General features: G+C 46.8%; 14 protein-coding genes. 9 read left to right on the forward strand and 5 right to left on the reverse strand.

The window, feature by feature from the left end:
* Nucleotides 1-21: 21 nt before the first annotated feature.
* Nucleotides 22-1,332: an acetyl-CoA C-acyltransferase FadI gene (gene fadI, locus ACN0TF_RS01000; protein WP_417440401.1), complete on the forward strand. Its 1,311-nt coding sequence runs from the start codon at nt 22-24 to the stop codon at nt 1,330-1,332.
* Nucleotides 1,332-3,458 carry a fatty acid oxidation complex subunit alpha FadJ gene (gene fadJ, locus ACN0TF_RS01005; protein WP_417440402.1) on the forward strand — a complete coding sequence of 709 codons (2,127 nt, stop codon included), beginning with the start codon at nt 1,332-1,334 and terminating at the stop codon, nt 3,456-3,458. Before fadI ends, fadJ begins: the two co-directional genes overlap by 1 nt.
* 14 nt (nt 3,459-3,472) lie before the next feature.
* Here the strand turns inward: fadJ and ACN0TF_RS01010 are convergent, their stop codons facing one another.
* From ACN0TF_RS01010 to nadK, 5 genes are all read right to left on the reverse strand, one after another.
* Nucleotides 3,473-7,240: an EAL domain-containing protein gene (locus ACN0TF_RS01010; RefSeq protein ID WP_417440403.1), complete on the reverse strand. Its 3,768-nt coding sequence runs from the start codon at nt 7,238-7,240 to the stop codon at nt 3,473-3,475.
* A 204-nt stretch (nt 7,241-7,444) separates the two neighbouring features.
* Complete coding sequence (locus tag ACN0TF_RS01015; protein WP_417440404.1) at nt 7,445-10,168, reverse strand: insulinase family protein; 2,724 nt, start codon at nt 10,166-10,168, stop codon at nt 7,445-7,447.
* Between the two features lie 30 nt (nt 10,169-10,198).
* Entirely contained in the window at nt 10,199-10,549 is a 351-nt protein-coding gene (locus tag ACN0TF_RS01020; protein WP_417440405.1) for an outer membrane protein assembly factor BamE, read from the reverse strand.
* Nucleotides 10,550-10,635: 86 nt separating this feature from the next.
* A complete protein-coding gene (recN, locus tag ACN0TF_RS01025) occupies nt 10,636-12,300 on the reverse strand; it encodes a DNA repair protein RecN (RefSeq protein ID WP_417440406.1) in 1,665 nt (554 codons plus the stop codon).
* 80 nt (nt 12,301-12,380) lie between these two features.
* Entirely contained in the window at nt 12,381-13,259 is an 879-nt protein-coding gene (nadK, locus tag ACN0TF_RS01030) for an NAD(+) kinase (protein WP_417440407.1), read from the reverse strand.
* 142 nt (nt 13,260-13,401) lie between these two features.
* On the opposite strand from nadK, the gene grpE reads away from it, so the two are divergent.
* From grpE to carA, 7 genes are all read left to right on the forward strand, one after another.
* Nucleotides 13,402-14,067: a nucleotide exchange factor GrpE gene (gene grpE / locus ACN0TF_RS01035; RefSeq protein WP_417440408.1), complete on the forward strand. Its 666-nt coding sequence runs from the start codon at nt 13,402-13,404 to the stop codon at nt 14,065-14,067.
* A 105-nt stretch (nt 14,068-14,172) separates the two neighbouring features.
* Complete coding sequence (gene dnaK / locus ACN0TF_RS01040) at nt 14,173-16,101, forward strand: molecular chaperone DnaK (RefSeq protein ID WP_153848979.1); 1,929 nt, start codon at nt 14,173-14,175, stop codon at nt 16,099-16,101.
* Nucleotides 16,102-16,203: 102 nt separating this feature from the next.
* Nucleotides 16,204-17,358, forward strand: coding sequence for a molecular chaperone DnaJ (gene dnaJ, locus ACN0TF_RS01045; protein ID WP_417440409.1), 1,155 nt, complete (start codon nt 16,204-16,206; stop codon nt 17,356-17,358).
* A 51-nt stretch (nt 17,359-17,409) separates the two neighbouring features.
* On the forward strand, nt 17,410-18,246 hold the full coding sequence (locus ACN0TF_RS01050; RefSeq protein WP_417440410.1) for a M48 family metallopeptidase: 837 nt from the start codon (nt 17,410-17,412) through the stop codon (nt 18,244-18,246).
* A 129-nt stretch (nt 18,247-18,375) separates the two neighbouring features.
* A complete protein-coding gene (locus ACN0TF_RS01055) occupies nt 18,376-19,608 on the forward strand; it encodes a dicarboxylate/amino acid:cation symporter (protein ID WP_417440411.1) in 1,233 nt (410 codons plus the stop codon).
* The gene (gene dapB, locus ACN0TF_RS01060; protein WP_417440412.1) at nt 19,608-20,414 is read left to right on the forward strand and encodes a 4-hydroxy-tetrahydrodipicolinate reductase; all 807 of its coding nucleotides are present in this window, start codon (nt 19,608-19,610) and stop codon (nt 20,412-20,414) included. The genes ACN0TF_RS01055 and dapB overlap by 1 nt, the downstream gene beginning before the upstream one ends.
* 158 nt (nt 20,415-20,572) lie before the next feature.
* Nucleotides 20,573-21,718: a glutamine-hydrolyzing carbamoyl-phosphate synthase small subunit gene (gene carA / locus ACN0TF_RS01065; protein ID WP_417440413.1), complete on the forward strand. Its 1,146-nt coding sequence runs from the start codon at nt 20,573-20,575 to the stop codon at nt 21,716-21,718.
* Nucleotides 21,719-21,734 lie beyond the last annotated feature (16 nt).

Raw genomic sequence — 21,734 nt, forward strand, 5'->3', positions numbered from 1 at the left:
TTTTTGAATTGAGGAATTATTATGACAGCAGCACAACGCTTGCTAACAGTAAATGGTGAAAGAATAGCCTTTGTGGCAGGTATAAGAACACCATTTGCGAAACAAGCAACAGACTTTCACGGCATACCCGCAGTCGATTTAGGCAAAATGGTTGTTCAGGAATTAGTGAACAAAACCGGTATTGAAGGTGACTGGGTTGAGCAACTGGTGTTTGGCCAGGTTGTGCAAATGCCGGAAGCGCCTAACATCGCCCGTGAAATCGTACTGGGAACCAGCCTGCCTGTTGGTACAGACGCTTACAGTGTATCACGCGCCTGTGCTACCAGTTTTCAGTCTGCGGTAAATATTGCCGAAGCTATGGTGGCAGGCCACATTCGTGGCGGTATTGCCGGTGGTGCCGACTCGTCTTCGGTACTGCCTATTGGCGTCAGTAAACGTCTGGCGCGTGCTCTAGTCGATTTGAATAAAGCAAAAACCTTAGGACAACGGTTTTCAATATTGAAGCGTTTAGGTTTTAAAGACTTATTGCCTGTACCACCGGCAGTTGCTGAATACAGTACCGGACTCAGTATGGGACAAACGGCTGAACAAATGGCGAAAACGCATAACATTAGCCGTGAAGACCAAGACGAGCTAACGGTAAGATCGCACCAAAAAGCTCATGCTGCATGGGAAGCCGGCTGGTTAAGTGACGAAGTCATGACCGCTTATCCAGAGCCTTATAAACAGCATTTGAGCCGCGATAATAATATCCGTGGCGACAGTCAGATAGAAAAACTGGCGAAATTAAAACCGGTATTCGATCGCAAGCACGGCTCAGTGACTGCGGCAAATAGCACACCGTTAACGGACGGGGCTTCCGCCGTAATGATGATGACCGAAAGCCGCGCGAAAGAACTTGGTCTGCCGGTACTGGGCTATTTACGCAGTTATGCGTTTGCCGCCTTACAGGTTGAAGAAGACATGCTGATGGGACCGTCCTATTCGACTCCGGTTGCTTTAGATCGTGCCGGTATGAGCTTAAAGGATTTAGATCTTATTGATATGCACGAAGCTTTTGCAGCGCAAACATTGGCGAATATGAAGATGTTTGCCAGTGACAAGTTTGCGCAAGAAAAGCTGGGACGTGATAAAGCTATTGGCGAAATCGATATGGATAAATTTAATGTGCTGGGCGGCTCCATTGCTTATGGTCATCCATTTGCCGCCACCGGTACCCGAATGATTACACAGACTTTGAATGAATTGCGCCGTCGCGGTGGTGGTGTCGGTTTAACAACCGCTTGTGCTGCTGGTGGCCTGGGTGCAGCAATGATTGTGGAGACAGAATAATGAGTCAGGATAAAGCATTCACTATGGAAGTTAGGGACGACGGCGTCGCTGTAATTACGATTGATGTCCCTGGTGAGTCGATGAATACCTTAAAAGACTCATTTGCTGAAGAAGTTGGCAGCTTGATGAATCGCTTAGAAAGCGATGATTCAGTTAAGGGTGTGGTTTTTATTAGTGGTAAGCAAGGCTCCTTTATTGCCGGTGCTGATATCAACATGATAGATGGTTGTGAAAATGCCGTGGACGCAGAAAGTCTGGCGCGAAAAGGGCAGGCTATGTTTGATCGCATCGAACAGTTAAATGTGCCTGTGGTTGCGGCTATTAATGGAGCTTGCCTGGGCGGCGGACTGGAACTGGCCATGGCATGTCATGTGCGGGTTTGTACCGACAACAGCAAGACAGCTCTGGGCTTACCTGAAGTGAAATTAGGCTTGTTACCGGGTAGTGGTGGTACTCAGCGTCTGCCTGAACTGGTTGGTGTTCAGCAAGGACTGACGATGATCCTGACCGGTAAGGAATTGCGGGCTAAACAGGCTCTGAAAGCAGGGCTCGTTGCTGAGGTTGTGCCTCAAAGCATATTGTTAGATGTTGCCGTTGAGCACGCGTTAAAACGCAAGCCAAAAGCGACTAAACCGCCACTTAAGGGGATCAGTAAAGTGCTGGAAGCGACCAAGTTTGGCCGTGACATTATCTTTAAAAAGGCCAGTGAGCAGGCGCAGAAGAAAGCTCAGGGCAATTACCCGGCAATAGATAAAATCATTCAGACGGTGCGTGAAGGTGTTGAACGTGGCCGTGAAGCTGGCTTAGACAAGGAAGCCCGCAGCTTTGGTGAACTGGCGATGACGCCAGAGTCTTATCAGCTGCGCCAGATTTTCTTCGCCACCACAGAAATGAAAAAAGAAACCGGTGCCGATGGTGTTAAACCCGATACGATTAAACGGGTTGGTGTTTTAGGCGGTGGATTGATGGGCGGTGGCATTGCCTATGTTACGGCGGCTAAAGCAGGCATTCCCGCGCGTATCAAAGACATCGCTGAAGACGGAATTCGGCATGCGTTACATTACAGTTACGAGCGTTTAGATAAGAAAGTGAAGCGTCGTCATATGCGTCGCGCCGAGCTTGAAAAGACCATGCTGATGCTTAGCGGCTCGCTAGATTACAGTGGCTTTGAACGTACCGACGTGGTTATTGAAGCGGTATTTGAAGATCTTAATCTAAAACAAAAAATGGTTGCTGACGTAGAAGAGCACGCCGCTGAGTCGACCATTTTTGCAACCAATACCAGCTCGCTGCCTATTACTCAAATAGCGGCTACAGCCAAGCGTCCGGACCAGGTTATTGGGCTCCACTATTTTTCTCCGGTCGATAAAATGCCGTTGGCAGAAATTATTACCCATCCGGGTACTTCGGATAAGACCATAGCCACAACGGTGTCTCTGGCTAAGAAGCAGGGTAAAACTCCGATAGTGGTGAAAGATGGTGCAGGATTCTATGTAAACCGAATTCTTGCGCCCTACATGAACGAGGCGGCACGCCTGTTGTTGGCCGGAGAGCCTATCGAACACTTGGATAAAACTTTGGTGAAGTTTGGTTTCCCGGTAGGGCCAATTACTTTACTTGACGAGGTTGGTATTGACGTTGCAGCAAAAGTGGCTCCGGTGTTGGTGAAAGAGCTGGGTGATCGCTTTGAAGCCCCTGAAGCTTTTGAAAAACTGATAGACGATGACCGTAAAGGAAAGAAAAATCAGAAAGGCTTTTATCAATACGGCAAGAGTGTGAAGGGCAAGCCGGTAGACACTTCAGTGTATTCGTTGCTGGATATTGATCCGAACCAGAATAAATCTGCGGACGAGATCATTGATATTTGCCTGTTGCCTATGCTGAATGAAGCGGCTTACTGCTTGCAGGAAGAGATTATCCGCAGTCCTCGTGACGGTGATATTGGTGCAATTTTCGGTATTGGCTTCCCACCTTTCCTTGGTGGACCTTTCCGTTACATGGACAGCCAGGGGCTTGGAAATATAGTGAACAAACTGGAGAAGCTGGCGGGCGAGCGAGGTGAACGATACACCCCGGCACCTTTACTTAAACAGATGGTAGAGAATGGCTGGAGCTTTTATCAATAGCTTCCTTTAATGGGTTAGACCTGAGCAGCAACCTCGTTGTGCTGCTCAATAAACTCAATTAATGCATCAGCCGGCATCGGTTTTGCAAAATAAAAGCCTTGAATGTATTCGCATTTGAGGCTTTTTAATGTCTGTAGCTGGGCTTTGGTTTCAACGCCTTCCGCAACAACCTTCAGGCCAAGGTTATGCGCCATTGCAATAATTGACGCAACCATATTACGGTCTTTGTCGTTGATGGTAATGTCATCAACAAAGGCTTTATCAATTTTCAGGCTGTTCATTGGAAAGCGCTTAAGATAGGACAGCGAAGAGTAACCGGTCCCAAAATCATCCAGAGCCAGTTTTACGCCCATATCTGAGAGGTTTTCCATCATAGTAATGGCGCGTTCAGGGTCGCTCATGACCATGCCCTCGGTTATCTCAAACTCAACATGGCGAGGGTGTAAACCTTCTTCCCGTAAAATTTGTTCAATTTGTAAGGCCAGACTGGATTGCATAAACTGTCGGGCAGACAAATTAACAGCAATGCTCTTCGGTGAGCCCTGACAAGCCATAAAGCGTTTCATATCACGGCATGCTAGCCGCAAAACTTCTTCGCCTAGGGGAATGATAAGCCCGGTTTCTTCGGCCAGAGGAATGAAGTCAGCCGGATTAATCATTGAGCCGTCTTCACTCTCAATGCGGGCCAGTGCCTCAAGTCCGGCAATATGGCCGGAGTTTATTTCTATTTTCGGCTGATAGTAAACGCGAATATTATGAGACTTTAATGCCGCTCTTAACTCATTTTCCAGCTTAAGTCGTTTGAGCGCGTTCTCGTTCATTGACTGGCTGAAAAACTGATAGCAGTTTCCGCCACGCTGCTTGGCATGATACATAGCCATATCGGCTTTCTGTAAAAGCTCTTGCGACGTCTGGCCGTCGTGAGGGTAAAGTACAATGCCAATGGAACTGCCAATGACAATTTCTTGTTGCTCAATGAAGTAAGGCTCTGCCACTTTTAGGTTAATTTGATTGGCCAAATCACCAATTAGGTTTATGTCCACACTGTCTTCAATGAGCAAACCAAACTCGTCTCCACCCAGCCGGTAAAGAGTATCCTGCCGACGACCAATCTCCATGAGTCGCTCGGCAACCTGGCATAAAAGCTGGTCACCAATCTCATGACCTAAGGAGTCGTTAATTTTCTTAAAGTCGTCCAAATCAAAGAGCAATAGAGTATGTGAGACTTTTTTCCTAACCAGGTTTGAATGACTGACCTGAAAGTAAGAACGATTCGGCAGACCGGTTAAAGTGTCGGTGTTCGACAAGCGGCGAAGCTCGTTTTCTGTGTGACGCCTTTCGGTGATATCCGAGAAACTGGCAACAATGAGTGACACCTCGCCGTTATCATCCCGAACGGCATCAAGGGTTAATTCCATCAGGAACTCTTCGCCGTTGGCTTTAACATCGGTGATTTCACCACGCCAGGTTCCCTCTTTTATGACCGCTCTTTTTATTTGATTAACAAAGTTTTCGGGATAACATTCAAGCGTTAATAACTGACCTAAAACCTGTTCACGACTGAAACCGCTAATTCGCTCAAATGCATTGTTGACCTCACGTTTCCGGAAAAAGCGGTCAAAGATACAAATTCCATCAGATATATTTGTAATAGAGGAAGCCAGCATTGTAATTCGTTCTTCCGAGCTTATCAGGCTGCTTATATCACTTAACGTACCGAACATGGTTCGGTGTTCATCGTCAGTTTGGAGTTTTCCTCTATCTAACACCCACAGCCAGTTGCCCTGATTGTCCAGCCGATAGCTGCATTCGAACAACTCAGACTCACCACTTAGATGGTCTTCAAGGCTTTTTTGTAGTCGTTTTAAGTCCTCCGGGTGCACGTTCGACTTACCACCAGAGAGTCCGAGTCGCTTCCCGTCAATAGGGAAAGCAGGGCAGTTCTCCCAGATATTCTGTCGTATCAGTTCGCCTGACTCGAGATCCCATTCCCAGCATTGGTAACGGCTGGAAAGTACTCCCTGAGCCTGCCGGCGATACTGTTTAAGGTCGCGACGCATTCTGGTTTGCCGCTGGCGCAGATAAAGCCAATACGATAACAGGCCCAGGGCACAGATAAGTATGTAGCCGACCCAGGCAAAAGGTGTTTTCCAAAAAGGAACTGCCACGTCAAGCTGAGCCACCGCCGATGGCGACCAGAGGTCATCATGATAAGATACCTGAACCTCCAATTCATGCGATCCGGCGGGCAACGACGATAGTTGTAGCGATGCACCGCTTTTCTCTAAAGTTTGCCAGCTATTTTCAGCGTTATTCAATTTGTAGCGGTAGTGTAACTCTGTCGGAGCGGCTGCGAATGGAATCGTAAAGTCGGCTATAAATGTGGCGTTGCTGACTTTTTCTAAGTCAATATGAGGTGGTTTGTTTAACAGTTCATTATCGACAGAAATTACTTTTTTCTGAGAGACTTGTCCAAATGCGTTTATTTCGATGGCTTCGGTTTTAGTATGCAGCCAAAGCGAATGGTCAAATGTCGTTAAATTTAAATTATTGGGTGTTGCCGACAATTCTGACGTTACCAGTGAATTCCAGTCTTTATTAATAATGTTGTACTGATATAGCGCTCCGGAGTTATTAACAAGATAAAGCTGGTTAGCGAATAAACGCATTTTATTGATCTCAAACTGGGCGTCCGGATAATGGTTAAGTTCGGAGATTTCTTCATTGACGGTATTATAAAATAATAACCCTAACTCTGTCGCCAACCACCAGTTACCGTTGCTATCTTCTATAGCTGCTGATACTTGTTGCATCAGTTGAGGAATGTTTATGCTGGCTGAACTCTGCTGCGTATTGGAACCAGAAACCAGAGCCGCCGGAGCAAAAGGCGTGTCTAGTTGGTAAATACCCTGATTATCCGGTAAGAAAAAAACGTCCCCCCGGGTAACTTGCAAAGCCGATGCGGTGGGGGCGTTATATAGCTTGATAAGCTGTTCATTTTGTAATTCATACAGACCATTAGCAGCACTGAGTAAAATTGCGGTACGGTCTTGGGTTAATGCTATATCATTAACTTTATTTAGGTTGCTAAGGTACTCAGGGAGTGGTTGTAAGCGTAAATTCTTGTCTAACAAAGCCAGGCCTTGCTCTGTGGCAAGCCAGAGCTTATCTTGATAGTGAACGGCAGCATAAAGCTGGTTGCCTGGTATCTTGTCTGTAATCGGGTTTTGTTTGTTAACTGCGAAAACTTCACTGGAAAAACCATCCCAGACAAATAAGCCCTGATTTTCAGTACTTAACCAGTTCCAGTTTTTTCCATGATAAATATAGTTGATTTGCTGAATCGGGGTGTCGTTATAGCTTAGACTTAAGGGTTCAAAAACCTCTGTTCCGGGAGTGTGGCGGTAAATGAATCGGTCTGTACCAACCAGTAACCTACCTTTTTCATCTTCCGAAATGTGTTTTATACGAGTTTGACCACCAGACTGACGCCCCGATAACTCAAATGTTTTAAGCTTGTTTTCGGAAGTAAGCTGGAGTTTTGCCAGGCCGCCTCGGGTTCCGAGCCATAATACACCCGATGTATCAAAAAACAGTTGTTCGATATTATCTGAAAGCAAATGTCTCTTAGCTTCAGGGATAGCTAAAATATTTTTGAATTCGCTGCCGTCAAATCGAGTTAAGCCACTGGCTGTCGCTATCCACAAGAAACCTTCGGGCCCCTGAGTTATGACATTTACATGGTTGCTGGGTAAGCCCTGATTAAAGGTCCATTGGTGCACAGTATTTTGTGTGGGGAAGTGTTGCGCGTAAACATGAAAGCTAAAGCTTCCAGATAACAAAACACATAGAAAAAGAGCAGAGCATAATGTTCTGATAGGCAATGTAAAATTCACGACAAACCTATTGAATGGCTACTTTAGCAGCTCTTTATTGTTAATATATCGTTAAGATAACGAGAGAGGTACTTACTGTCAAAGACTATTCTACTCGGTCAGAGTTTGGGTTTGAAGCCTTAGAGCTTGCGATTTATCACCTAAACGCATTTTTATTCGTTCAAGCCAGTCAGTGAGTTGGCAATGTTCCAGTGCGCTGAGGAGTTCTTGCTGACGATTGAACCCTGTATCGGCGAGTTGAATAGCGCCCCAAAGTCTCTGGCTGCGAACTCTTAAGTTACGGTCAACTGTCTTAATTTGCTGTTTAAGTACAGACTTAGCGTGGTGCCATTCTTTCAGTGTCAGATTCTCAAGATCCGCCAATTGCACTTTAATCACGTCATGTATTGCTTGATACAGTTTATCGGCACCAAACTCGTGTGACTGTAAAAAGAATAAGATTCCGGGCAACCGTTGTACCGGAAAGTACTGGCTACCGGCGGCATAACCCAGTTGTTGTTCGGTTCGTAAAGCCTGGAATATTGGTTGATGAATTAACTGCTGCAAGAGCATAAAACTGATTTGCTCAGTTGAAGTATCATCTTCGCCCTGAAAATAAAGCAAAACAGCGGTATCTGAGTGTTCAGCAGGAACCATTAATTGCTGCGAACAAAAATCGCGGACACGCTTAACCGGAAGCCTTTTATTGGAAAGGCTTCGTTGGTCAGGGAGGTTATTTTTAATAAGCTGCCCCAGTTCCAGAGCATCGCCTTTTTGCCAGTCTCCGTGAGCTAGTGCAGTAACATGCACAGGAGAGAAAAGCTTAGCTACTTCTATTGTAAATTGACGGAAAGAGACCTTCTCCAGTTCACAGGCTAAATCGCTAAGCCGAAATAAACCGGATTGTAATTGCTGGTTTAGTTCAGCAAAAAGCTTGTTCAATGGCTGGCTCTGATGAGCTGAGTGCCAGTTACTTAGCAAACTTTGTTTTAGATCCTGCCAGCGGCGTCTCGCGAAACGAGTCTTTAAAGCCCGCCGGATAAGATGTTGCATTAACGGAATTTGACCGGCAGAAAGTCCGGTTGTATGTATCGTTATACCGTTTTGAGTTGGGTAAATATTAAAGTGCAAGCCAGCTACTTCGGCGTCATACAGGTCGTCATTTAACGCATCTATCATAAGCTCAGACCATAATCTGGCGATAGCGAAGTGAAAAGCTGAATTGGTTACCGCGGGTAATCTTAAGGACAAGTAAATATGCCCTTTGGGCACCCGGAAATCGCGATCCTGCAGGTGCCATAATTGTAACTGTGCACTGTCTTCTATGCGCGTAGGCAGAGAGCCACCAGCCTCCAGAGGCAAAGGTTTAAACCGGGAGTTTAGAAAACGGTTGGGCTTGGGTAGCTGACAGTTAAAGTTATCTGGTGTTGATAAAAACAACTGAAACTGCTTTTGGCTAATAGGGCTTAAACCATATTTCGTATGATAAATCGGCGCGACTTCAGTCGTATGGACGTCGGGAGCAATTAAAGTGATGCGTGCGTTCTCGGCGGTCATCTGCCGGAGGGTTTTCACTGCATAGGAATGATTCAATCCATCCATACGATAATCGCCGTAAAGTATGTCTTGGGGTTTATAATGAAAAGCGTTTACGGCGAGTTGATTAGCCAACTCTCCGACCGGAGTCGGCTCTTGATATAGAAAACTCATTTCTGTGATAACACGGCGTTCTTTGTAGCGCCAGTCTTCAATCCCGTCAGCTTCAATTTTTCTTATATAGGCAAAAACCCACTGAACAACCTGTTCAACCTGCCTGCGCCCTGACTCAGTAAGCTGGATATTAATATTAAAATCTTTAAAGTTACTCCCACTAATGCCCCCGCCCGCCGAGAGTGAGTTGACCCACCCTTTAGAACGCAACGAGCTGAATAAACTTCCGGGACCTTCGTAGCCCAATAAGTGAGCAATAAAGCTAGTGGTTTTATGCGGATAGTCTGCGTCGATACTCGGCAACGGTAATGTCAAAATAAGACGGTAAGCGGCTTTGACCGGCTTAACCTTTATCCACACCCCTTTTTGTTCTTCGCGATAAAGAGGGGCGTTAATAGACGTTTTGCCAGTGCGTTGTTGTTTAATATCGGCAAAATAGCGGTTGGCTAACTGTTCGAGTTCAGTGATAGACTGTGGGCCAGCAATAACCAGCCGCATTCTTTGTGCTACGTAATGCTCGTTAAAAAAACGCTGTAACTTGCTTTTTAAGGTACCGTGCTCATCGTGTCTGAGGGTATTAAGGTTGCCAACAGAAAACTGACTGAAAGGGTGCTTTGGGTTCGCGGTAACCTTATGAACCTGATATAAGCGTCTGAGTTCATCATTCTGTTTCAGACGAAACTCAGACTCTATAGAACTTATTTCTTTGTCTATCCAACTCTCTGAGAGCAAGGGAGCTTTCAGCATGGCTGAAAAAAATTCCAGCGCCTGCGGTAGCGCATTAGCATTGCAGTCAAAGTGATAGTTCGTAAATTCAGTGCCAGTCCAGGCGTTGTGCTGACCACCTTGCAAATTTAAGAAGTGTCCAAAAGCGGAGGGTTCAGGAAAAGCATGGCTTCCTAAAAATAACATGTGCTCTAAAAAATGAGCCAACCCCTGAGTATGTTCAGGATCATCGAAATGGCCGGCATTCACCGCGACAGATGCCGCGGCTTTATGGCTATCAGGACAGTGAACCAACAACACCTTAAGCTGGTTCTCTAATGTCAGGTGCTGATAGTCTCGTTTGTCTCCAGAACTTCGGACAACACGGACGACCTCATCGTTAAGTGAAGAGTTCGCCATAATTCTCCTTGATATAGATTTCGAGGCGAGTTACTGGTCCAGTGCCTGGTTAAAGTCTTCTGGTTTATCAAAGTCGCCTTCAAAATCCTGCAAACGTTTTTCGTTGAAGGTTAGTACCAGCTCTTTACGGTAATCTTCACCTGAATTGGGATCCATTTTATAAAGGTATACCCAGCGGTCAGAGTCAAAGCTGTTCTGCGCAACTGGGGTTCCCAGCACAAAGACCACTTGCTCTTCAGTCATTCCCACTCGCAACTTGTCGACATCTTCCTGCTCAAGGTAGTTTCCCTGTGGGATATCAATACGATATACCATTTCATCGAGAAGAGAACAGCCATTTAAGGTTATAACGGCAACTAGAAAAACTCCAAATCTTGACATGAAATACCTATTAAAATTAATCTCAATTGATTGTATTGGCGTCGATGATAAACAATGACTTACTCGAACGCCAGTATAGAACGAATTTAACTGGCGAGTAATTCTCTCGCATTAGCTTTCGCCATGTCGGTGACTTTGTCGCCGCCCAATAAGCGCGCCAGTTCGATAACTCTCTGTTCTTTAGATAACGCAACCACCGCGGTTTCAGTTTCGGCCCCATCAGTTGACTTGCTCACTTGCAATTGTTGATGAGCTTTAGCCGCGACTTGTGGTAAGTGGGTAACACAAATAACCTGAGAGGTTTTTCCCAACGCCTGAAGCATAGACCCCACTATTGATGCCGTAGGGCCACTGACGCCAACATCAACCTCATCAAACATCATGGTAGGAACCGTTTTCTGTGTCGCTGTCATCACCTGTATGGCAAGGCTAATTCGCGAAAGTTCACCCCCGGAAGCGACTTTATTCAGCGCCTGTATAGGCTGTCCCGGATTGGTTGTTACCAGAAATTCGACCTCATCGGTACCGAGTCGGGTAGCCCGGGCGCTGGCGTCATGCTCAACCTGAATAACAAAACGACCATGTGGCATATTCAACTCTTGCATCGAGCTGCTTATCTTTTGACTTAATTCCGCAGCTGCCTGTTCGCGGCTTGCCGAAAGCTTAAGGGCACTCTCACGGTAGACTTTTCGGGCCTGCTGTCGGTCTTCGTCAAGCTTCTCGGCTTGTTCACCGGCCTGCTCTAGATTATCAAGCTCGTCTATTAACTTTTTGTGTTGCTGGCTCAGTTCTGAGCCGGGTATCTGGTGCTTCTTCGCTAAATGAATAGCGGCGCTTAAGCGGTCTTCTATAATCTGAAGTTCGCCCGGGTCGAGCTCTAAATCGTCCTGATACTGGCGTAATTCAAGTGCCGCTTCTTCAATGTGTACTTTTGCCTGTTGCAGTAACTGGTTAATAGGAGAAAGTGCGGTGTCCATCTCTTCAGCTTCAGCTAAGCGTTGGCTGGCTGACTGAACCAGGCTGGATGCGTTATTGTGCTCTCCTTCGTAAAGAGCGTTTAAAGCAAACACGCCGGCTTCGAGTAAAACTTTGCTGTTACTTAAGCGCTTGTGTTTTTGCTCCAGTTCGTCGAATTCGCCATCTGCCAGCGCAAACTCATTCAGCTCGTTAACCTGATACTCAAGTAACTGACGCTGGGCTTCCAGTTCTTCTTTTTGTTGCTGGTAGCTTTGGTATTGTTTCTCAACTGAAGCCCAGTTTTTATAGTCTTGCTGGATTTTGTCTAACAAGTGCTGGTGGCGGGCGTAGCTATCGAGTAGCGTTAATTGATGCTCGTCTTTTAACAACAGTTGATGTTCGTGTTGACCATGAATGTTGACTAACAGTGGTGCCAGAGATTTTTGCTGACTGACAGGAACAGGTGTTCCGTTAATCCATGCTTTGGAGCGTCCGTCGCGCTGAATAACACGACGTAAAACGCAGTCATCATCAGCGTCAAACTCATTATCAGCTAACCACCGGTGAGCGGGGCTGGCATCTTCCAAAGCGAAAACGGCTGTAATTTCGGCTTTTTCCTGGCCCGGGCGAACCCAGTTAGCGTCGGCCCGGCTACCCAGGCAAAGGCTCAGGGCATCCAGAGCTATAGATTTACCGGCACCAGTTTCGCCGGTGATAGCGGTCATGCCGCTGTGGAATTCAATGTCTAACGATTTAACGACTGCAAAGTTGCGAATAGTTAATTGGGATAACATAGCCTTCGCTCCAGTACTGTTGATATATACAGGTTATACAGTATTTATACAGTAGCTGCATTGAAATGCAAGTATCCCGCTTAAAAAAGTCGGCTACCCCAACCGAGTTTATTGCGTAATACGTGATAGTAGTTGTGGTCAATAGGATGAATCATACGTAAGGCTTTCGGGTACTTTTTGATAATGACATCGTCGCCCGGGTGAACTGTCATTCTGACATGACCGTCGCAACTGATTTGTAGCAAGTCATTGTCTAAAGCTGCTTTTAACCTGACTTCGCTGTTACCATCGACGACAATTGGCCTGCTGCTTAAGGTATGGGGAAACATAGTCACCAGAGTCATTGCGTCCAGGCCGGGATGCAAAATAGGGCCGCCACCGGATAATGAATAGGCGGTAGAGCCGGTTGGGGTGGCGCAAATTAAGCCATCAGAACGTTGGCTAAAGACAAAATGGTCGTTCACATAGAGTTCAAATTCTATCATGTGCGCGACTTTGTCGGAGTGCAGGACAATTTCATTAATTGCTCTGCCGGTACCCGATGAACTGCCGTTGTTAATGACTTCGGCTGAGAGCAGGAAACGTTCTTCTACGTGGTAGTTTCCATTAAGTACCGACAACAAAGGCGTCATGACTTCGTCGGGATCTAAATCGGTTAAAAACCCCAAGTTACCGCGATTGACGCCGATAACACCGATATCGTACTCACATAAGGCGCGGGCAGCACCGAGCATGTTGCCGTCACCGCCGACGACAATAGCAATTTCGGCCCATTCGCCTAAGTCCTGCAGGCTTAGCGTCTCGACTTCTTCCGGCAAGTTCAATTGTTCTGCCGTACGTGCTTCCAGACACAGCGCAAAACCGCGATGAATTAAAGCGGTGGTAATCGTTTCTAAAGTTAATTGGGTACCACGGTCGTCGGCTTTACCGAGTAACCCAATCTTTGTAAAAGCGCTCATTAACGGGATCCTTATGCGTTCGTGTGCTTACGCTACGATGAGCAAGAAAATTTATCAAGTAAGAGAAATCCCCTTGAAAGAAAAAAACTTGCCCCCATTAATCCTGCAACCTTAATTTTAAACTGGTTAAAGAGAGTCACTTATGACCGATAAAAACGATTCGAAACAGAAAAACCAAGCGGCTGATGAGCCGACTGTAGAGCAGCAAAAAGCTGAACAGGAAGCGGCACAGGCAGCAGAAGAGGCCTTGCAGCAGGACGTTGCAGCCGATGAAGCTGAAACTGCGGGACAGTCATCGGATCAAACAGATCGCATTGCTGAACTGGAGCTGGCTTTGAGTAAAGCCGAAGCTAAAGTGAATGATCAGCGCGACTCGGTACTGCGCACTCAGGCTGAAATGGAAAACGTGCGTCGTCGTGCCAGTCAGGATGTTGAAAAAGCACATAAGTTTGCGCTGGAAAAGTTCGCTAATGAGATACTGACTTCGGTAGATAACTTAGAGCGTGCTTTACAGCTGGCTGATAAAGAAGACGAAGCGAACAAAAACTTTGTTGAAGGCATTGAGCTTACCTACAAAAGTTTAACCTCAACTCTGGAAAAGTTCGGTGTAAAAGCAATTGGTGCAGAAGGCGAAGCCTTTAATCCGGATCAACACCAGGCCATGTCGATGCAGGAATCTGATGAGCATCCGAACAATACTATTATGGCGGTAATGCAAAAAGGGTACGAGCTGAATGGACGCCTGTTGCGTCCGGCAATGGTGATGGTTGCGCGTAACTCGAACTCGGGTGTGGATACAAAAGCGTAACAAAATCGAAAATTATCCCTGTGTTGGGTATTGAAATTCGAACATAGGCACCCCAGATAAGGGGTAACGAAACAAATTACATGAATCAGAAGTTGGAGACGAATCATGGGTAAAACGATTGGTATAGATTTAGGTACAACAAACTCTTGCGTTGCTGTACTCGATGGTGGCAAAGCTCGCGTTATTGAAAATGGCGAAGGCGACCGTACAACGCCGTCAGTAGTTGCATTTACTGACGATGGCGAAATTTTGGTAGGTTCACCGGCAAAACGCCAGGCAGTAACCAACCCAAATAAAACCTTGTTTGCGATTAAGCGCCTAATTGGCCGTCGCTTTCAGGACGAAGAAGTACAGCGTGATATCGGCATTATGCCTTACAAAATTGTTAAGGCTGACAACGGTGACGCATGGGTAGAAATTGATGGTGACAAAAAAGCGCCACCACAAATTTCTGCGGAAGTCCTGAAAAAGATGAAAAAGACCGCCGAAGAATTTCTGGGCGAGAAAGTAACGGATGCGGTAATTACTGTACCGGCATACTTTAACGATGCTCAGCGTCAGGCGACAAAAGACGCCGGTAAAATCGCGGGTCTTAATGTCAAACGTATTATTAACGAGCCAACAGCCGCAGCTTTGGCATACGGTATGGACAAGAAGTCCGGCGACAACGTGATTGCTGTGTATGACTTAGGTGGTGGTACATTCGATATCTCTATTATTGAGATTGACGAAGTTGAAGGTGAGCATACCTTCGAAGTACTGGCAACTAATGGCGATACGCATTTAGGTGGTGAAGACTTTGATAACCGCTTAATCAACTACTTAGTTGAGCAGTTCCAAAAAGATCAGGGCATGGACTTACGTAAAGATCCGCTGGCGATGCAGCGCTTAAAAGAAGCTGCAGAGAAAGCGAAAATTGAACTGTCATCTGCGCAGCAGACCGAAGTGAACTTGCCGTACATTACGGCAGACAACGCTGGTCCTAAGCACATGGCCATTAAAGTGACCCGTGCGAAGCTGGAATCACTGGTTGAAGACTTGATTAAGAAGTCACTTGAGCCACTGAAACAGGCGTTAGCCGATGCGGATCTGTCTGTCAGCGACATTCAGGATATCATCATGGTCGGTGGTCAGACTCGTATGCCGAAAGTACAGGCTGCGGTAACGGACTTCTTCGGTAAAGAACCACGTCGCGATGTGAACCCTGACGAAGCTGTTGCAGTGGGTGCTGCGGTTCAGGCTGGCGTATTGCAAGGTGACGTTAAAGACGTATTGTTGCTGGATGTTTGTCCTCTGTCGCTGGGTATCGAAACCATGGGCGGCGTAATGACGAAACTGATTGAGAAGAACACTACGATTCCGACTAAAGAATCGCAAACCTTCTCAACGGCTGAAGATAATCAGTCCGCGGTAACCATTCATGTTATTCAGGGTGAGCGTAAACGCGCAGGGGATAATAAATCTCTGGGGCAGTTTAACCTGGAAGGTATTCGTGCGGCATCGCGTGGCGTACCACAAATTGAAGTGACTTTTGACATTGATGCGGACGGCATTCTGCACGTATCAGCCAAAGATAAAGACACAGGTAAAGAGCAGAAGATTACTATCAAAGCTTCTTCTGGTCTGGATGAGTCTGAAGTCGATAAAATGGTTAAAGATGCCGAAGCGCACGCTGAAGAAGATAAGAAGTTTGAAGAAATGGTGCAGGCGCGTAACCAGGCGGACGGTTTGGTTCATGCAACCCGTAACCAGCTGAAAGAAGTTGGCGATGCCTTGTCTCAGGAAGACAAAGACGCTATTGAGAAAGCTTGTGAAGAACTTGAGCAAGCGTCTAAAGATGGCGACAAAGAAGCCATTGATGCGAAATCTCAGGCGTTGATGGAAGCATCACAAAAACTAATGGAAGCAGCTCAGCAGCAACAGGCACAACAAGGTGCTGAAGGTGCCGCTGGCGGTGAACAGCAGTCTTCCAAAGCGGATGACGATGTCGTTGATGCTGAATTTGAAGAAGTCAAAGACGACGATAAGAAGTAAGCATTAAGGCAACTTCGCAAAAGCACACGGGTGTTGCCGCAAGGTAATACCCGTGTATTTGTATCAGGCTGACAAACAGCACAGATAGAAGACGAAGAAATTATGGCGACGCAAGATTTTTATCAGGTTCTCGGCGTATCGAAAGACGCCAATGAACGTGACATTAAAAAAGCCTACAAACGTATGGCGATGAAGTATCACCCGGACAGAACCGAGGGTGATAAAGATATGGAAATTAAGTTTAAAGAGATTAAGCAGGCGTACGAAGTTCTTTCTGATCCCCAGAAACGCCAGATGTATGATCAATATGGGCATGAAGCTTTCGAACAGGCACGCCAGGGCGGAGCTGGTCATGGTGCCGGCGGATTCGGCGGTGGTGGTGCTGATTTTGCTGATATCTTTGGTGATGTCTTCGGTGATATTTTTGGCGGCGGCAGACGTCAGCAAGCCCGCGCGCAACGTGGCGCTGATTTGCGCTACAACCTGGATATGTCGCTGGAAGAAGCGGTTCGCGGTAAAACCGTTGAGCTTGAAATTCCTACCTTAGTGGAATGTCGAGACTGCAACGGCAGTGGCGCGAAAAAAGGCAGCAAGCCTCAGACTTGTGGTCATTGTCATGGCTCAGGTCAGATTCAGATGCGCCAGGGCTTTTTCGCTGTGCAGCAAACCTGTCCTCAATGCCGTGGTACGGGTACTATTATTAAAGATCCTTGCCGTACATGTCATGGCCATGGCCGTAAAGAAGAAACTAAAACGTTGTCGGTTAAAATCCCGTCGGGGGTAGATACCGGTGACCGTATTCGTTTAGCGAATGAAGGTGAAGCCGGTGAACACGGAGCGCCTGCGGGTGATTTGTATGTTCAGGTTCACGTACGGGAGCATCCTATTTTTGCCCGTGATGGCAATAACTTGTTCTGTGAAGTCCCTGTAAGCTTTACTAAAGCGGCTCTTGGTGGTGACATTGAGGTGCCAACTCTGGAAGGTAAAGTGAAACTGAAAGTGCCTAAAGAGACGCAAACGGGTAAACACTTCCGGTTACGTGGTAAAGGCGTTAAGTCAGTTCGCACGGGTGAAGTTGGCGACTTAATTTGCAAAGTGGTGATTGAAACCCCGGTCAACCTGTCATCTAAGCAACGTGACATGCTGGAAGAGCTTGAAGATTCAATGGGAACGGGTGATGAAGCTGCAAAATTTCGACCCAAAGAGAAAGGTTTTTTCGACGGCGTGAAACAATTCTTTGATGACTTACGTAGCTAGATTGTCTATCACTATAGTAAGTGTATGAGATAAAAAAATCGGAGGCAGTCAATGAATTGGAAGACCGTGACGTTAAGTGCCTGCATGTTGGTAGTATTGGCCAGTTGCGCTAAATCTCCGACGGGACGCTCGCAGTTGCAACTTTATTCAAGTAGCGAATTGAATAAAATGGGGGCTGCCTCCTACGAAGAAATGCGCGAAGAACAGAAAATTAATGACGATGCTGAGGTCAATGCTTACGTGCGTTGTGTCAGCGATGCTTTAATAGAAAATTTGCCAGGAAATTATAGTCAGATGGACTGGCAAGTTACTGTTTTTGCAGAGCCTACGGTCAATGCTTTCGCTCTGCCCGGTGGTTATATTGGCGTATACGACGGCCTGATAGAGGTTGCCGAAAACCAACACCAGCTTGCTGCGGTTATCGGGCATGAAATTGGCCACGTGATTGCTGAACACAGTAATGAGCGTATCTCCAGTAATATGATGGTCGGACTTGGTTTGCAGCTTGGTGGCATTCTTGCCAGTACTCAGTTGGATAACGATAAAGCCGGCCTATTAATGGCTGCTTTAGGTGTAGGGGCTCAGGTTGGTATCCTGCTACCTTATTCACGTACCCATGAATCAGAATCGGATGAACTGGGTATGGAATATATGGCCGATGCTGGGTTCAAACTGGAAGAGGCGCCTGAGCTTTGGCGCAATATGCAATCGGCTTCAGACGGTGAATCGCCTCCTGAACTGTTGTCGACTCACCCGAATCCCCAAACTCGGATTAAAGACCTTGAAGCGCTGATTCCGTCGTTGCAAGAGCGTTATTCTGCGGCTCGTGCCGCGGGGAATACGCCAGACTGTCAACGTCCGGCATCGGTTGGCAGTTCAGACACATAAAGTAACAGAGGGAATGACTCCGTTCCCTCTGCCTTTCAAAAGGTTATAACCTAGTTCAATTTATTCTTTTTGACCTTCTCTTTAACGTTTTACCCTAGCTCCCATTTTTTATAAAGCGGCTGGGGAATTATGTTTAAAGCGTGGTTTGCAATTCCATTTTGGCAACGAGTTTTAGGTGCCTTTGTATTAGGCATGCTTATAGGTGGGCTGGCTCCCGAAGTTGGCGTTGCGCTTAAGCCTCTTGGTGATTTATTTATAAAAGCGATTAAGATGCTGGTTGCGCCGCTTATTTTCTGTGCCATTGTTAGTGCCATTACGGATCTGAATGATGGGAAGAAATTAGGTCGCTTGGGTGCTAAAACCATTGGTTTATTTATGCTGACGGCAGTGGTAGCCAGTGCTATTGGCTTAACTCTGGCCAGTTTAATTGACATGAGCCCTGCAGCTACGTTGACCGCAACTGAGCAAAACGAAAAGCAAATTCCTGGTATAGCCCAAGTCTTCCTCAATTTTGTGCCCAGTAATCCTTTCGCGGCTTTAACCGAAGGTAATGTACTGCAAATAGTTGTTTTCGCTGCTTTGGTCGGTATTGCTATTCAGCGCTTAAAAGACAAGGGTGAGCCTTTGCGCAGAACGATAAAATCAGGCGCCGAAGTTATGTACGAAATTACCCGTATGGTGTTGCAGTTAACACCTGTTGGTGTACTTGGTTTAATGTCCTGGGTTATCGGTGAATACGGTTTTAGTACCTTGCTACCACTGGCGAAATTTGTTGGTGTTATTTATTTGGCTTGTCTCATCCATATTGTGGTGGTTTACGGCGGTTTAATTCGCACCGTAGGCGGCATGAGTCCCTGGCAGTTTTTCAAAGCTATATTTGATGCACAGATTGTCGCCTTTACCACTTGCAGTTCGTTTGGCTCATTACCGGCAGCGCATCGGGCTGTCACCGAACGTTTGGGTGTCTCGAAGGATTACGCCAGTTTTGTTTTGCCTTTAGGCGCCACCATTAATATGGATGGTTGCGGTGGTATTTATCCGGCTGTTGCTTCTATTTTTATTGCACAGCTCTACGGAATACCGTTAGAGTGGATGGATTATGGTTTGATCATGCTAACAGCGACGCTTGCTTCGGTGGGAACTGCGGGCGTACCGGGTACTGCTCTGGTAATGTTAACTGTTACCCTGAATGTTATTGGATTGCCCTTAGAAGGCATTGCGTTTATCGCTGCTATTGACCGCATCATTGATATGGCCCGAACCCTGACCAATGTGACTGGCGATATGATGGTTTCCCGAGTTGTTGCGCGTAGTGAAAACCTGTTGCAGGATCAAACTCATTTAGCGACGGAGTCAAAATAATGATCAATGTGGGCGTATTCGGAGCCTCTGGAAGAATGGGGAAAGCGGTTATTCAGGCTCTGGCGGATGATAACGAAGCTAAGCTGGGTGCAGCCATTGTCAGAAAAAGTAGTAGCAGTTATGGTGACAGTGCGACAGAGAACGAGCCCGTTCACTTCATTAGTGCCGATGAGCTGCAGCCCGAGCAGGTAGATGTTCTTATTGATTTCTCTTTGCCTGAAGCACTCACTGAAAACCTGAAACGTGCTGAACAATATCAGTTACCTATTGTTGTTTGTACGACGGGGTTAAACGACGAACAGAGAGAACGTCTGGCTCAGGCGGCCGAGACCGTGCCGGTACTGTATGCCAGTAATACCAGCATCGGCATTGCTTTACTGGAACAGCTGGTTGGTTTAAGCAGTGCTGCATTACCCAATGCTGATATTGAGATCTTTGAGGCGCATCATCGGCACAAAAAAGATGGCCCGTCAGGAACGGCGCTCAGTTTGGGGCAGGCAGCAGCAAAAGGCCGGCAGCAAAACTGGGAGCAGATTAATGACGGTATCCGCGCCGACGGGCTTCGCAGCGACAATGGCATTGGCTTCTCTGTAATGCGGGCAGCGGATATTATCGGTGAACATCAAGTCACTCTGGCGGTTGCGGGTGAACGCATTGAGATTGGACACCGTGTCAGTAATCGAAAAACTTTTGCCGACGGAGCCTTACGTGCCGCTAAGTGGCTGGACGAACAAGCGCCCGGTTTATATAGCCTGCAGGACACCTTGAATTTGCAGGACATACTGCAACGCATGCTCAAGCAATAAATACCGCTGGACGGTTTTCGTAATATTTCGTAGAATGGCGGGAATTTGCCTGAATCAGTCCGAAGGCCGGCGTGATTTGGCAAAACGCGCGGTTCAGGACGCAAGACGGGGAAGTCAAATTATTGATTTACCCGTTTTTTTATGTACGGAGGTTGCCCTTGAGTATTCTAGCGAGTCAATCCGCTAAACGAGCGATTCTGGTGCTTGCTGACGGGACCGTGTTTCGCGGAACCGCTATCGGAGCCGAAGGCTCTGCAGTCGGCGAAGTGGTCTTCAACACGGCCATGACAGGTTACCAGGAAATTCTTACTGACCCATCTTATACAGAACAAATCGTTACTCTCACTTATCCCCATATAGGCAATACCGGTATTAACTCTGAAGACGCAGAGTCTGATCAGGTTTGGGCGAAAGGACTTATCATTAGAGATTTGGCAATGAAAGCCAGCAATTTCCGTAGCGAGGAAACGCTAAGCGCTTACTTGCAACGTCACAATGTGGTGGGTATTGCAGATATTGATACGCGTCGTTTAACTCGCATTTTGCGCGAAAAAGGTGCGCAAAATGGCTGCATTATGGTTGGCGAGCTGGATGAAAATAAAGCGCAGGAACTGGCTCAGAAGTTTCCGGGCTTAAAGGGAATGGACCTTGCAAAAGAAGTTTGCTGCGATAAGCCCTACGACTGGCAGGGCGGCAGTTGGCAGCTGGGCGAAGGCCACACCAAACCAGAGCAGAATAAATACCATGTAGTCGCTTACGATTATGGTTGTAAACACAACATTCTGCGTTTGCTGGCGGACCGAAACTGTAAGATTACAGTCGTACCGGCTCAAACGTCGGCCGAGGATGTACTGGCATTAAAACCCGACGGTATTTTCTTATCTAATGGTCCGGGCGACCCCGAGCCTTGCGATTACGCGATTACAGCAATCAAAGCTTTATTGGATAAAGATATTCCAATTTTTGGTATTTGTCTTGGGCATCAGCTATTAGCTATTGCCAGTGGTGCCCGCTCAATAAAAATGAAGTTTGGTCATCACGGTGCTAACCATCCGGTACAAGATTTAAAAACGAAACGGGTGATGATTACCAGCCAGAACCATGGCTTTGCCGTTGATGAGAAACAGCTGCCGGATAACCTGGAAGTGACTCACGTGTCTTTGTTCGATGGAACACTGCAGGGTATTCGCCGTAAAGATAAGCCGGCCTTTAGTTTTCAGGGGCACCCTGAAGCAAGCCCGGGGCCGCACGATGCCAGTGAACTGTTTGACCAATTTATTGAATTGATGCAGGCCAAAGCCTGATTCGTCGAATGATATT

This window comes from Idiomarina sp., assembly GCF_048265525.1.
Lineage (GTDB): Bacteria > Pseudomonadota > Gammaproteobacteria > Enterobacterales > Alteromonadaceae > Idiomarina.